The organism is Blastococcus sp. SYSU DS0616 (assembly GCF_054051015.1).
The window spans coordinates 52,549-65,512 of sequence record NZ_JBJHAJ010000009.1 but is presented as its reverse complement, the minus strand read 5'-3'; the positions used below and the strand labels follow the sequence as shown (position 1 = coordinate 65,512).

The window sequence follows — 12,964 nt, the reverse complement described above, 5'->3', positions numbered from 1 at the left end:
GCAAGGCGACTGACGCACCGACCGCAGACGACATCGAGGAGTACAACGCCATGGACTGGCGCCACCGCGCGCTCTGCCGGGACGAGGACCCGGAGCTGTTCTTCCCGATCGGGACGACCGGCCCCGCTCTCGTCCAGATCGAGCAGGCCAAGGCCGTGTGCCAGCGCTGCCCGGTGGTCTCGTCGTGCCTGGACTGGGCCCTGCGCTCGGGCCAGGACTCCGGTGTCTGGGGTGGGCTCTCCGAGGACGAGCGGCGCGCGCTGAAGCGGCGTCAGGCTCGCACCCGGGTCCACACCGCCTGATCCGGACCACCACGACGGCCGCCGGGGTTCACCGGCGGCCCACCGCACCACCGCGAACGCACCGACCGCCACGAGGCCGGTCCGGGTCCTCCCGGACCGGCCTCGGCGTCGTCCGGGACGGTGCAGCTCTCACCGCCGCGGCCGGGCGGTGCAGGGCAACGTCAGCACGACCTCGGTGCCCGACCGGCCCTCCAGCGTCCCCATCGTCAGGCTCCCGCCCAGCTCGCTGGTGACCAGCGTCCGCACGATCTGCAGGCCGAGCCCGTCGCTCGTCGCCGGGTCGAAGTCCGGTGGCAGGCCCTGCCCGTCGTCGCGGACCCGGACCCGTAGGTCGTCCCCCTCGCGCTCGGCGACCAGCTCGATGACCCCCGGCTCCCCCTCGGGGAACGCGTGCTCGGCCGCGTTGTGCAGCAGCTCGGTCACGGCGAGGACCAGCGGGGTCGCCGCCGCCGCGGGCAGCTCGCCGAACGAGCCGGTGCGGCGGGTGCGGGCCGCGGGCCCCACGGAGGTCAGGTCACCGAGCATCGGGAGCACCTGGTCCAGGACGTCGTCGACGTCGACGACGTCCTCCCGGCTGCCGGCGAGCGTCTCGTGCACGACCGCGATGGACGCCACGCGGCGCACCGACTCCTCCAGCGCCGCCCGGGCCGCGGGCTCGGTCATCCGGCGGGCCTGCAGACGCAGCAGCGCGGCGACCGTCTGCAGGTTGTTCTTCACCCGGTGGTGGATCTCCCGGATGGTCGCGTCCTTGGTGAGCAGCGCCCGGTCCCGACGCCGCACGTCGGTCACGTCGCGGACCAGCACCAGCGCCCCGGGCTCGGCGCCGGGGGCGTGCAGCGGCAGGGCCCGCAGGAGCAGCGTCGCGCTGGCTGCCTCGACGTCCATGGGGTCCAGGTAGCGACCCGCGATCGCCGCGGTGATGCCGGCGGCCGCCGCTTCCCCCGCCACGCGGTCGGTGACCACGCGGCACGTCACCTCCGCGAGGACGGCGCCGGCCAGGTCGCCGACCACCCCGATCCGGCGGTAGGCCGAGAGGGCGTTCGGGCTGGCGTAGGTGACCCTGCCCGCCCCGTCGAGGCGAACCAGCCCGTCCCCCACACGCGGGCTCATCTCCGCGTCCTGCGCCCTGACCGGCGGGAAGGTGCCCGCGGACACCATGAGGCAGAGGTCGGCGGCGATGTCGAGGTAGGTGAGCTCGAGCGTCGACGGCGCCCGCGTCACCGCGAGGTTGGTGTCCTTGGCCAGGACGGCGATCCCCACGCCCTCGTGCCGCACGGGGATGACCTCGCGCCGGCGCGGGGGCGTCCCCGACCGGTCCGGTTCCCCGTCGGTGACCGGCCGCCCGTCGCGGAGCGCCGCGGTGAACGACCGCGCCGCGTCGGCGTCCACCTCGACGCCGACCATGTCCTCCGGCCGGCTGGTCGGCGCGGTGAGCGGGCGGACCTGGGCGACGCACCACCACGATCCCGAGGACAGCGGCACCCAGAGCGTCAGGTCGGCGAAGGCGAGGTCGGCCAGCAGCTGCCAGTCGGCGACCAGCCGCCGGGCGTGGTCGATCTGGGCGGGGCTGGACGCCGTGCCACGGGTGAGGCGCTCCGAGAGGCTGCTCATGGTGCCCCGAGCCTATGACCCGTCCCGAGGCCCACCCCGAGCGGGCGAGCGGGACCGGGTCCTCTCCTACGCTGCACCGCGTGCCTCCCCTCCCCGCCGTCCGCATCGAGCCGGCGGTCCCCGCCGACCACGACCGCATCGCCGCGCTCACCGTGGACGTGTACGTGCGCGGCGGCCTGGCGTCGGCGGGGTACGCCGCCGAGCTGGCCGACGTGGCCGGTCGTGCGCGGCTGGCCGAGCTGCTGGTCGCCCGCGACGAGGCCGGCCGGCTGATCGGCAGCGTGGCGTTCGTGGCGGGCGGCGAGTTCGGCGAGGTGCTCGAGTCCCCCGACGAGGCCGGTTTCCGCATGCTCGTGGTCGACCCGCGGGCGCAGGGCCGCGGAGTGGGCGCCGCCCTGGTGCAGGCGTGCCTGGCCCGCGCCCGCGCGGCGGGCCGGCGGCGCGTCGTCATCTCCACCGGCACACGCATGCGCGCGGCCCACCGGCTCTACGAGCGGCTGGGCTTCACCCGGCTGCCGGCGCGCGACTGGACGCCCGCCCCCGGCGTCGACCTGCTCGTCTACACCCGCGACGTCTGAGGCCCCGTCCAGGGGACCGCCCCGAGCCTGCGAGGGGTGGGGAGGACGGGGTCCTTTCTCAGGCGTCGGCGACGGTGGCGATGAGGTCGCCCTCCTGGAGGACCTCGCCCTCGACCACGTGGAGCTCCTGCACGGTCCCCGCGCGCTCGGTGAGCACCGGGATCTCCATCTTCATGGACTCCAGGATCACCAGCGTGTCACCGGCGGACACCCGCGCACCGGGCTCCACCAGGACCTTCCAGACACTGGAGACCATCTCCGCGTGGATCTCCTCGACCGCCACCGGAACCTCCCGCGCCCGCCCGATCATGAGCCCCCATCCAAGCACGGGCCCCGGGCGTCAGGTTTCGGGGAAGGCGCGCCCCTCGGCCAGCCCGCCGAGCACCGCGCAGACCTCGGGGCCGTCGTGCGGCACCCCGGCCCCGGCCAGCCCGGACAGCGCCAGGCCGGCCGCACGCGCCGCCGCCGCGACGTCGTCCGCGCCGGCGCTCACGGTGGCCAGCAGCGCGTCGTACCAGCCGTCCAGCCGGTCACCGGGGTCGTAACCGCTGACCGCGACCAGGTCCACGCCGCCCTCGGCCGCGGGCGGTCGCCCGGAGCCGGGGAGGCGACCGCTGATCCGGCCGGCGGTCCCCGGCGGGAGCGTGGCGCGCAGCTGTGCGACGACCGCCGCCCGCGGCTCGGTGCGGGCCACGGGGCCCGGCCCGGGGACCCGGGGCCCGACGGCGCTGCGCAGCGCCAGCTCGACGGCGTCCACACCGTGCGACCGCTCGAGCACCGCCATGTCCAGCGAGAAGCCCGCGGCGACCTCGGCCAGCTCGCCGTCGGGGGCGATGCCGACGGTGACCAGCCCGCGCCAGCCCACCTCGGCGAGGCGGTGCGCGGCCGCGGGCAGCTGCCGGGGCTCGCCGGGGGTCCAGGACACCCGGGCGATGCCGGCGGCGCGATCCCGCGCCACCGGGGTGTCGAAACGGAGTCCGTCAGCGGTCACCCAGGCGAGGAAGCCGCGCTCGCTGGCCGGCTCCACGCCGTCGCCACCGAGGCGTTCCAGGACCTCGGCATCGGGGCCGCCCCAGCGCAGACCCGCCCGGACCACCTCGGCGGCCAGTCGCGCGTTGCCGGCCAGGGCGGGAGGAACCGGGAGGACCGTATCGGCGCCGCTGCGCCGGGCCGCCTCCACGATCCGGTCGACGGCCAGGTAGGACTCGGCGGCCGGCGCAGGCCCCAGCAGCACTGCGTCGTCGGCCAGGCGGACGTGCCGTGCCGAGCGCTCCGTCTCGCTGTGCACCGCCACCGCCTTGAGGCCGAGCCGCTGGCACGCCCGGACCACGGCGCACCCAGCGGGTCCCCGTCCGGCGACGAGGACGGTCTCGATCCCCAGCTGCGGCACTGCTGCTCCTCCTGCGTTCGCCCTGCCCGGCGCACGGCCGGCTCTCCCCGTGAGAGGCTTGCCGGGTCAGCTTGGCGGGTCCGCCAGCGCGGCGCACCCCGCGTGCGCCGGCTCCGGCCCCCCGCACAACCCACGGGCCGCCCGGCCCACCAGCAAGTATGAGAGGAGGGCAGCGATGTCCAAGCGCGGACGCAAGCGTCGCTCCCGCAAGGGGAACAAGGCCAACCACGGCAAGCGCCCCAACGCCTAGAAGGACCCCGTCCTCCCCACCCTTCGCAGGCTCAGGGTGGGCCCCTGAACGGGGCCGGACGCCAGAGGCCCAGAACCCGTCGGGTTCTGGGCCTCTGGCGTTCGCCCCCCACTCAGGCGGTGGGACGCTCTTCCGAGTGCTCGATCGTCAGCCGCTCGACGCTGACCTGGGTCCCGTCCTCCTCGAACGAGACGCTCGTCAGCTGCATCTTGATGCGGTCGCGCAGACCCGACGGCGGCTTGTCGCCACCGCAGCGTCGCCGGACCAGCGCCTTGAACTCCTGCTCGATGCCGAACTGGCGCAGACAGGGCGAGCACTCGTCGAGGTGCTCGGCGATCACGCCCCGGCGCTCGTCGGAGGTCTCGTGGTCGAGGAACTCGAAGACGTGCGTCAGGACGTCGTCGCACGAGTTGATGTCGAGGGGCTCACCGGCCCCCTGCTGGTCGCTCACGGGCGGGTCGCCTCCTCACCGGCCCCGGCGCGGACGAAGCCCCGCTCCCGGGCGTAGTCGGCCAGCAGCTTCTGCAGCCCTCGGCGACCGCGGTGCAGCCGGGACATCACCGTGCCGATGGGCGTGCCCATGATCTCGGCGATCTCCTTGTAGGCGAACCCCTCGACGTCGGCCAGGTAGACCGCGAGCCGGAAGTCCTCCGGCAGCTGCTGCAGGGCCTCCTTGATGTCGGAGTCCGGCAGGTGGTCCAGCGCCTCGATCTCGGCCGACCGCAGGCCCGAGGAGGTGTGCTCCTCGGCGGCGTAGAGCTGCCAGTCCTGCACCTGGTCGGTGGGGTACTGCTGCGGCTGCCGCTGCTTCTTGCGGTAGCTGTTGATGTAGGTGTTCGTGAGGATCCGGTACAGCCAGGCCTTGAGATTGGTGCCCTCGGCGAACTGGTGGAACGCGGAGTAGGCCTTCACGAAGGTCTCCTGCACCAGGTCCTCGGCGTCGGCCGGGTTGCGGGTCATCCGCAGGGCCGCCGGGTAGAGCTGGTCCAGGTAGGGCAGCGCGTCGCGCTCGAACCGGGCGTCCCGCTCGGCGCGGGTCTCGGCGAGCTCCGTGCGACTCCCGCCCTCGCGGGCCTCGGGCACCTCCACCGGCGCGCCCTCGGGCAGCTGACCGGGGTTGTCGACCACGGAATCCTCAGGCACCGACCGTCCTCTCCGGGGCCCCCGGACGCGGGGCACCACGTCGGTCGATCCTAGCCGTGCGGCGTCCGGACGGCCCGGGGGACGCCGGTGCACAGCCCGTGCGCGAGTGGTGGAGACGCTGCTGCTCACGGCCGGTGCAACGGCACCGGCGGCCGCGGCCATTCCCGACGGGCCGTGCTCGCTACGCTGCGGCGCCGTGGCGGCAACCCCGGCGGTACGGGTCCTGGAGCAGGCGAACGTGGCCCACACGCTGCACCCGTACGACCCCGAGCACCCGGCCGACCAGGGCCACGGCGAGGCAGCGGTCGCCGCGCTGGGGGCTGATCCGCGGCAGGTGTTCAAGACCCTGGTCACCCGGGTCGACGGCGTCCTCACCGTCGCCGTGGTGCCGGTCAGCGGGACCCTCGACCTCAAGGCGCTGGCCACCGCCGCCGGTGGACGCAAGGCGGCGATGGCCGACCCGGTCGACGCCGAGCGGGCCACCGGCTACGTCCTCGGCGGCATCAGCCCGCTGGGGCAGCGCAAGGCGCTGCCCACGGTCGTCGACGCCTCCGCACTGGACTTCCCGACGGTGCTGGTCAGCGCCGGGAGGCGCGGGCTGCAGCTGGAGCTGCCCCCGGCCGAGCTGGTGCGGCTGACGCGCGCCCGCACCGCCTCCATCGGACGCTGAGGTCAGGGCGCCGCGTACGGCGTCAGGAGCTGGTCGACCGGGGCGAAGTCGTCGGTCAGCACGCGGGCGTCCCCGATGAACCGGGTCAGCTCCTCCCCCTCCGCCACCTGCCAGGCCAGGTCCCGGCGGGTCAGCGCGGCGGCGATCTCCTCGGCGGGCAGCGGCCGCTGCGACCCCACCGCGATGACGTTGCCGCCGTCCTCCCCGGCCAGGACCGGCGCGCGGGCCAGGAGGACCACGTGCTCGAACACCTCGCGCATCGTGGCCAGCTCGGCGCGCACGAACGACAGCGGTGGGTGGTCGATGAGGTTGACCGCGTAGACGCCGTCGTCGGCCAGCGCCCGGTCGACCAGCTCCAGCGCCTCCCGGGTGGTCAGCTGCCAGGGCACGGAGAGCCCGCCGAAGGCGTCGCCGACGACGAGGTCGCGCTGCCCCGCCGGCTCCTCGGCCAGCCCGACCCGGCCGTCGGCGACCCGCACCCGCAGGTCGGCCGACGTCTCCAGCCCGAGCTGCTCGCGGTCCATCGCGACCACGCCGGGGTCCACCTCCACCACCACGCTCTCGGTGCCGGGCCGCACCTCGGCGAGGTACCGCGGCAGCGTGAGCCCACCACCCCCGACGTGCAGTGCGGAGATGGGCTCGCCCGTGGGGAAGACGGCATCGGTCACCGCGGCGACCGCCCGGATGTAGGCGAACTCCAGGTGGGTCGGGTCGGCGAGGTCGACGTAGGAGTGCCTGAGGGTGTCGAGCATCAGCACCCGGCCCGAGGGCCGCTCCGGATCGGCCACCACCCGCGCGCAGTGGTAGGCCGTCTCCTCCTCGCAGGGGGTGGGGGCGACCGCGGCGAGGCCGGCGCCGACGACGGCCAGGACGAGCAGGCCGGCCGGGACGGTGCGCAGCCCGTCACCGCGCCGCAGGACCACGCCGACCGCCACGCCGGTGAGCACGGTGACCGCACCGGTGGCGACGAGGATGACGCTGCTGGGCAGGACCGCCACGAGCACGAACCCGGTGGCGAACGTCGCCGCGATCCCCCCGAGCGTGCCGATGCCCGACAGCCGCCCGACGACCGCGCCGGTCTCGTCCAGGCTGGCGAGCTGGAGCTTCACGACCATCGGCGGGACGGCGGAGAGCAGCGCCGCGGGCACGACCACGGCGACCGCGGCCAGCAGCAGCACGCCCCCGGCGTCGGCCCCGCTGAGCAGCGAGCCGGTGAACCGGACCAGCGGCAGCACGGCGACGACCAGGGCCCCGCCGGCGATCAGCAGCGGCGCCAGCAGCCGGCGCGGGTCCGTGCGGTCGGCCGTCGCACCACCCAGCCACGCGCCGACGGCGATCGCCGCGAGGGCGAAGCCGATCACGGCGGTGCTCGTCTGGACGGTCACGCCGACGTAGGGCGCGATCAGCCGAAGGCCGACGATCTCCAGCACGAGGACCGCGCCGGAGCTGAGGAAGGTCAGCCCCGCCGCGACCCAGGCCGGCAGCGCGCCGCCCGGTGGTGGGGGTGGCGGCGGCGTGTCGACCGGAGCACCGGCGGATGCCTCGTCCGCTGCCACGTCAGAACAGCGCCGGCTGGTCGGCGGGGGCGTCCACGCCGTCCGCCCGGGCCAGCAGCTCGGGCCCGTTGTTGCGCACGCTGTTGACCGCCGGGCTCACCGGCCGCAGCTCCAGGCCGGCGACGAGCTCCGGCGGGGTGGACCGGGCGAGCTCCGCCACGTCCTCGCGTGCGGGGTCCAGCCACTCCGCCCAGCGCTCCCGCGGGAGCACCAGCGGCATCCGGTCGTGGATCTCGGCGAGCGCACCGGTGGCCGGGGCGGTGACCACGGTGCACGTGTAGAGCCGGTCCTCCCCCTTTCCCCAGACCTCCCAGAGGCCGGCCATGGCGAGCACCGACCCGTCCTCGGGGGTGACGAAGTAGGGCTGCTTGGCCGGGGAGTCCAGGCGCTTGGCCCACTCGTACCAGCCATCGGCCGGGACCAGGCACCGCCGCGAGCGCGCCGCGCTGCGGAAGGCCGGCTTCTCGGTCAACGACTCCGCCCGGGCGTTGAGCATCCGGTTGCCGACCGACACGTCCTTGGCCCACGAGGGCACCAGCCCCCAGCGCACCGCCCGCAGCTCGCGGAACCCTCCACCGGTCGGCCTGCCCTCGGTGTCGCGCTCGCGGGCGTGCCGGACGACGTAGACGTCCTTGGTCGGCGCCACGTTGTAGTCGGCGGCCAGCGGGGGCTGCCCGCCGGCCGGGACCGCCTCGAACTCGAGCGCGAGGTCCTCGGGCTTGCGGCTGGCCGCGTAGCGACCGCACATGACGCCTCCTCGAGGGCACGGGGCTGTTCCCCCAGCACTGTAGGTGCGGCCACCGACGAGCCGGCGCCCGTGCGTGTGCCAGCGACCACCGGGTAGGGCCCCTCTGTCGGAACGCTCGACGAGAGACGAGGATCACCGCGTGACCGCGACGCAGAACCCACCGACCGACCACCCGAAGACCGCCAGCGACAGCGCCGACCGGCGCTACGCGACGGTCAACCCCTTCACCGGCGAGACGGAGAAGGAGTTCGACTTCACGCCGACCGAGGCGATCGACGGCATCATCGAGCGGGCGCACGCCGCCTACCAGCAGTGGCGCGAGCTCCCGGTCGCCGACCGCGCCGCCGTGGTGCGCCGAGCCGCCGAGCTGATGGACGAGCGCCGCGAGGACCTGGCGAAGCTCATCACCACGGAGATGGGCAAGCGCCGCGACGAGGCCACCGGTGAGCTGTACCTCTGCTCGATGATCCTCAAGTACTACGCCGACAACGGCCCCGGCTTCCTGGAGCCGACGCCGATCCAGCCGCTGATGGGCAAGGGCGAGGCGGTCATCGAGACCCGCCCGATCGGCGTCCTGCTCGCCATCGAGCCGTGGAACTACCCCTTCTACCAGGTGGTCCGGGTGGCCGGCCCGAACCTGGTGCTCGGCAACACCGTCATCCTCAAGCACGCCGAGATCACCCCGCAGTGCGCGGTGGCGATCGAGCAGCTGTTCGCCGACGCCGGTGCACCCGAGGGCGTCTTCACCAACACCTTCCTGCGCATCTCCGACGTCGAGCAGGTCATCGCCGACCCCCGCATCCAGGGCGTGACCCTCACCGGGAGCGAGCGCGCCGGCAGCGCGGTCGGCGCGCTGGCGGGCAAGCACCTCAAGAAGTCGGTGCTCGAGCTCGGCGGCAGCGACCCGTTCATCGTGCTCGACGCCGACGACATGGCCGCGACGGTCAAGGCCGCGACGATGGGCCGGATGCAGAACACCGGGCAGGCGTGCACCGCCTCGAAGCGGCTGATCGTCACCGAGGAGCTGTACGAGCCGTTCGTCGAGGGGCTGAAGCAGGCGTTCTCGACCTTCTCCCCGGGCGACCCGGCCGACTCCTCGACGTCGCTGGCGCCGCTGTCCAGCGAGCGGGCCGCGCAGGACCTGCACGCGCAGATCCAGGACGCGATCGACAAGGGGGCGACCGTGGTCGCCGGCGGCCGGCGGCCCGACCGCCCGGGTGCGTTCGTCGAGGCCACGATCCTCACCGACGTCACCCCGGACATGCGCGCCTACAGCGAGGAGCTGTTCGGCCCGGCCGCCGTCGTCTACAAGGTGAAGGACGCCGACGAGGCGGTCGAGCTGGCGAACAACAGCGCCTTCGGCCTCGGCGCCACGGTGATGAGCAGCGACCTCGACCGCGCCCGCGCGGTGGCCGAGCGGCTGGAGGCCGGGATGGTGTGGATCAACCAGCCCACCGGCTCCTCCCCCGAGCTGCCGTTCGGCGGCATCAAGCGCTCGGGCTACGGCCGGGAGCTCTCCGAGCTGGCGATGTTCGAGTTCGCCAACCGGCGGCTGCTGCGCACCGTGCCGGTCAAGAAGGCCGACAAGCCGCAGGCGGGCTGATGGAAGGACCCCGTCCTCCTCTCGCCTCGCACGCTCGGCGCGAGCCTCGGGACGGGGCCACGGTGCGGCGCGGGTGACCGGGCAGACTGATCACGTGTCAGACGTCTGGTCCGCGCCGCACCACCCGGCTCCCGTCGACGCCGTCGTCACGCTGCCCGGCTCCAAGTCCCTCACCGCGCGGGCGCTCGTGCTGGCCGCCCTGGCCGACGGCCCCAGCCGGCTGGTCCGCCCGCTGCGCGCCCGGGACACCGACCTGATGGCGGCGGCGTTGCAGGCACTGGGGGTGCGGGTCGACGAGGACGGCGAGGACTGGCTGGTCACCCCGGGCGGGCTGCGGGGGCCGGTGACGGTCGACGCAGGCCTGGCCGGCACCATCCTGCGGTTCCTGCCGCCGGTGGCCGCCCTCGCCGACGGCGACGTGACGGTCGACGGCGATCCGCGGCTGCGTGAGCGCCCCAACGCCGGGCTGATCGGCGCCCTGCGGGCACTCGGGGTCGAGGTCGACGACGACGGCCGGGGCCGGGCACCGTTCACCGTGCACGGCACGGGGCGGGTGCGGGGGGGCGCGGTCACCGTGGACGCGAGCGAGTCCTCGCAGATCGTCTCCGGGCTGCTGCTCGCCGCGGCCCGGTTCGACGAGGGCATCGACCTGGCCCTGACCGGCGGGGTGCCGTCGATGCCGCACGTCGAGATGACGGTGACGACCCTGCGCGAGCACGGCGTCGACGTCACCGGCACCGGGAGCGGCTGGCGGGTGGTCCCCGGGCCGGTCGCGGCGCTGGACCGCGTCGTCGAGCCCGACCTCTCCAACGCCGCCCCGTTCCTCGCCGCCGCGCTGGTGACCGGCGGGCGGGTGACGGTGCGCGACTGGCCGGCGGTGACCACCCAGCCGGGCGCGCAGCTGGACCGGCTGCTGGCCGCCATGGGCGCCTCCGTCGAGCGGACCCCCGACGGCGCGCTGCGGGTCACCGGCGGGGCGGGCGTCCGCCCGCTCGTGGCCGACCTCGGCGAGGTGGGCGAGCTGACGCCGGTGCTGGCCGCGCTGTGCGCCCTGGCCGACGGCCCCTCCCGGCTGACCGGGATCGCCCACCTGCGCGGGCACGAGACCGACCGGCTGCAGGCGCTCGACGAGGTGCTCACCGCCGTCGGCGCCCGGGTGCGGCAGCTGCCCGACGGGCTGGAGATCGCGCCCGGCCCGCAGCGGCCGGCCCTGCTGGACTCCTACGCCGACCACCGCATGGTCATGGCGGCCGCCGTCCTCGGCCTGGCCGTCGAGGGGGTCCGGGTGGCCGACCCGGGCGCGGTCACCAAGACGCTGCCCGATTTCCGCGAGCGGTGGGCGGGCCTGCTGGGCGGGCCGGGCGGAGCCCTCTCGTGAGCGCGCAGCGCGGCACCCGGCGCATGGACGAGGACGACGTCCGGGTCCGGCCGAGCCGCCGTGGCTCCCGCCCCCGCACGCGCACCCGCCCGACGCACGCCGACGCCGTGCCCGGTCTGGTGATCGCCGTGGACCGCGGACGCATGACGGTGCGGGTCGACGGGCCCGACGGCGCCGTCGACGTGACCACCATGCGCGCCCGCGAGCTCGGCAAGCACGGCGTCGTCGTCGGTGACCGCGTGCGGGTGGTCGGCGACACCAGCGGCCGCACCGACAGCCTTGCCCGCATCGTCGCGATCGAGGAGCGCACGACCTCGCTGCGGCGCACCGCCGACGACACCGACCCGACCGAGCGCGTGGTGGTGGCCAACGCCGACCTGCTCGTCATCGTCACCTCGGTCACCGACCCCGAGCCGGCGCTGGGCTTCCTCGACCGCTGCCTGGTCGCCGCGTACGCCGGCGGGCTCGAGCCGCTGCTGTGCCTCACCAAGACCGACCTGGCGTCACCGCAGCCGCTGCTGGACCGCTACGCCGGGCTGAGCCTGGACGCCGTCCCGATGTCGCTGGAGCTGCCGCTGGACGACCTGACCGAACGGCTGCGGGACCGGATGAGCGTGTTCGTCGGGCAGTCCGGCGTCGGCAAGTCGACCCTGGTCAACCGGCTGGTGCCCGACGCCTTTCGCGCCACCGGCGACGTGAGCAAGATCGGCAAGGGCCGGCACACGTCGTCGTCGGCCGTGCTCTTCGACCTCCCCGGCGGGGGCACCGTCATCGACACCCCCGGCATCCGGTCCTTCGGCCTGGCGCACGTCACCGCCGACGACGTCCTGGCCGCCTTCGAGGACATCGCCGAGGCCGCCACCGAGTGCCCACCGGGCTGCGGGCACACCGCCGAGGACCCCGAGTGCGCGCTGGACGCCTGGGCCGCCGCGGGACCGCCGGCCCGGGAGCAGCAGCTGGCCGCCCTGCGCGTCCTGCTGGGTGCGGTGGGCCAGGTCGGCCCCGGTTACTGACGGCGGAACCAGCTCCGCCGCGGCTCGGTGAACAGGTCGTCGGCCATCGGCTCGTCGACCGCCTCGATCCGCAGGTCGTGGCCCTGACCCGCCACGTCGCCCCCGAGGGCCTCGGTCAGCACGCAGGCACCGGTCTGCAGGTCCAGGCGGACCCGGTGCGCCTCGGGGTAGGTGGCCAGCACCTGCTGGGGGTGGTCCCGGTACTCGACGACGTCCACGTCCCGCGAGCGGAGCAGCGAGCAGCACCCGCAGCGCGGCTCGTAGGCCGGCGTCACCCGGGCGACGGCCTCCCACGCCGGGCGTCCGCCGTGCTCGGTCGTGACCACCGTGTCCACCAGCAGGGGCGGCTCGCCGGGCTCCGCATCCGTGTGCGAGTCGGCGAGCTCGGCCGGGTCCAGCATCGCGATCCAGAAGTAGTTCTCGTACATCGGGTCGTCGTGGAGCACTCCCCACGGCCGCTCCGCCACCAGACCGTCGGCCCGCCACACCGGCGCGGCAGCGGGCACGGTCAGGCGCGAATCACGGCCGGCCTGCAGCACCGCGCCGTCGAGGTCCTCCACCCGCAGGGAGTCGGGCCGGCGCAGCCACGCCCGCACGGGCGTGGCCCGCCACGGGTCGCCCGGCCAGGACACCGTGAAGCGGAGCGTCGTCCACCGCCACGGCGAGGAACGCGCGAGGGCGGCGAAGGCATCGGCGGACGGGGTCGGGGCCACGCCGGCAGT

The 12,964-nt window shown here is 75.1% G+C and carries 15 protein-coding genes; 7 read left to right on the top strand and 8 right to left on the bottom strand.

What is annotated here, in order from left to right:
* Positions 1-50 precede the first annotated feature (50 nt).
* On the top strand, positions 51-302 hold the full coding sequence (locus ACI79K_RS08970) for a WhiB family transcriptional regulator (protein WP_091928851.1): 252 nt from the start codon (positions 51-53) through the stop codon (positions 300-302).
* 129 nt (positions 303-431) lie between these two features.
* Here the strand turns inward: ACI79K_RS08970 and ACI79K_RS08965 are convergent, their stop codons facing one another.
* Positions 432-1,913, bottom strand: a complete 1,482-nt coding sequence (locus ACI79K_RS08965; protein WP_456589268.1) for a sensor histidine kinase — start codon at positions 1,911-1,913, stop codon at positions 432-434.
* An 80-nt stretch (positions 1,914-1,993) separates the two neighbouring features.
* Between ACI79K_RS08965 and ACI79K_RS08960 the strand changes: the two genes are divergently transcribed.
* Positions 1,994-2,491, top strand: a complete 498-nt coding sequence (locus ACI79K_RS08960; protein WP_456599541.1) for a GNAT family N-acetyltransferase — start codon at positions 1,994-1,996, stop codon at positions 2,489-2,491.
* Positions 2,492-2,549: 58 nt separating this feature from the next.
* On the opposite strand, the gene ACI79K_RS08955 is transcribed toward ACI79K_RS08960, so the two are convergent.
* Both ACI79K_RS08955 and ACI79K_RS08950 read right to left on the bottom strand, forming a co-directional pair.
* The gene (locus ACI79K_RS08955) at positions 2,550-2,801 is read right to left on the bottom strand and encodes a biotin/lipoyl-binding carrier protein (RefSeq protein WP_456599540.1); all 252 of its coding nucleotides are present in this window, start codon (positions 2,799-2,801) and stop codon (positions 2,550-2,552) included.
* Positions 2,802-2,831: 30 nt separating this feature from the next.
* A complete protein-coding gene (locus tag ACI79K_RS08950; protein WP_456599539.1) occupies positions 2,832-3,881 on the bottom strand; it encodes a biotin carboxylase N-terminal domain-containing protein in 1,050 nt (349 codons plus the stop codon).
* 175 nt (positions 3,882-4,056) lie between these two features.
* On the opposite strand from ACI79K_RS08950, the gene ACI79K_RS08945 reads away from it, so the two are divergent.
* On the top strand, positions 4,057-4,131 hold the full coding sequence (locus ACI79K_RS08945) for a 50S ribosomal protein bL37 (protein ID WP_014377707.1): 75 nt from the start codon (positions 4,057-4,059) through the stop codon (positions 4,129-4,131).
* A 112-nt stretch (positions 4,132-4,243) separates the two neighbouring features.
* Here ACI79K_RS08945 and rsrA read toward each other — a convergent pair whose 3' ends face one another.
* Positions 4,244-4,582, bottom strand: a complete 339-nt coding sequence (gene rsrA / locus ACI79K_RS08940; RefSeq protein WP_456589272.1) for a mycothiol system anti-sigma-R factor — start codon at positions 4,580-4,582, stop codon at positions 4,244-4,246.
* Positions 4,579-5,274, bottom strand: a complete 696-nt coding sequence (locus ACI79K_RS08935; protein WP_456589273.1) for a sigma-70 family RNA polymerase sigma factor — start codon at positions 5,272-5,274, stop codon at positions 4,579-4,581. Before ACI79K_RS08935 ends, rsrA begins: the two co-directional genes overlap by 4 nt.
* A 196-nt stretch (positions 5,275-5,470) precedes the next feature.
* On the opposite strand from ACI79K_RS08935, the gene ybaK reads away from it, so the two are divergent.
* Positions 5,471-5,944, top strand: a complete 474-nt coding sequence (gene ybaK, locus ACI79K_RS08930; protein WP_456599538.1) for a Cys-tRNA(Pro) deacylase — start codon at positions 5,471-5,473, stop codon at positions 5,942-5,944.
* A gap of 2 nt (positions 5,945-5,946) precedes the next feature.
* On the opposite strand, the gene ACI79K_RS08925 is transcribed toward ybaK, so the two are convergent.
* Both ACI79K_RS08925 and ACI79K_RS08920 read right to left on the bottom strand, forming a co-directional pair.
* Complete coding sequence (locus ACI79K_RS08925; RefSeq protein ID WP_456599537.1) at positions 5,947-7,500, bottom strand: fused MFS/spermidine synthase; 1,554 nt, start codon at positions 7,498-7,500, stop codon at positions 5,947-5,949.
* A 1-nt stretch (position 7,501) separates the two neighbouring features.
* Positions 7,502-8,248, bottom strand: coding sequence for an SOS response-associated peptidase (locus tag ACI79K_RS08920; protein ID WP_456599536.1), 747 nt, complete (start codon positions 8,246-8,248; stop codon positions 7,502-7,504).
* Between the two features lie 139 nt (positions 8,249-8,387).
* Here ACI79K_RS08920 and ACI79K_RS08915 point away from each other — a divergent pair, with 139 nt between their 5' ends.
* From ACI79K_RS08915 to rsgA, 3 genes are all read left to right on the top strand, one after another.
* Positions 8,388-9,851, top strand: a complete 1,464-nt coding sequence (locus tag ACI79K_RS08915) for an NAD-dependent succinate-semialdehyde dehydrogenase (RefSeq protein WP_456589277.1) — start codon at positions 8,388-8,390, stop codon at positions 9,849-9,851.
* Between the two features lie 94 nt (positions 9,852-9,945).
* Positions 9,946-11,229, top strand: a complete 1,284-nt coding sequence (gene aroA, locus ACI79K_RS08910; RefSeq protein WP_456599535.1) for a 3-phosphoshikimate 1-carboxyvinyltransferase — start codon at positions 9,946-9,948, stop codon at positions 11,227-11,229.
* Complete coding sequence (gene rsgA, locus ACI79K_RS08905; RefSeq protein WP_456599534.1) at positions 11,226-12,242, top strand: ribosome small subunit-dependent GTPase A; 1,017 nt, start codon at positions 11,226-11,228, stop codon at positions 12,240-12,242. Before aroA ends, rsgA begins: the two co-directional genes overlap by 4 nt.
* Here the strand turns inward: rsgA and ACI79K_RS08900 are convergent.
* Positions 12,236-12,955, bottom strand: coding sequence for a hypothetical protein (locus tag ACI79K_RS08900; RefSeq protein WP_456599533.1), 720 nt, complete (start codon positions 12,953-12,955; stop codon positions 12,236-12,238). The two genes, rsgA and ACI79K_RS08900, sit on opposite strands and share 7 nt — an antisense overlap.
* Positions 12,956-12,964 lie beyond the last annotated feature (9 nt).

Coding starts and splice junctions, on each gene's coding strand:
- ACI79K_RS08970 (WP_091928851.1), top strand. CDS start 51: ATGGACTGGCGCCACCGCGCGCTCTGCCGGGACGAGGACCCGGAGCTG.
- ACI79K_RS08965 (WP_456589268.1), bottom strand. CDS start 1,913: ATGAGCAGCCTCTCGGAGCGCCTCACCCGTGGCACGGCGTCCAGCCCC.
- ACI79K_RS08955 (WP_456599540.1), bottom strand. CDS start 2,801: ATGATCGGGCGGGCGCGGGAGGTTCCGGTGGCGGTCGAGGAGATCCAC.
- ACI79K_RS08920 (WP_456599536.1), bottom strand. CDS start 8,248: ATGTGCGGTCGCTACGCGGCCAGCCGCAAGCCCGAGGACCTCGCGCTC.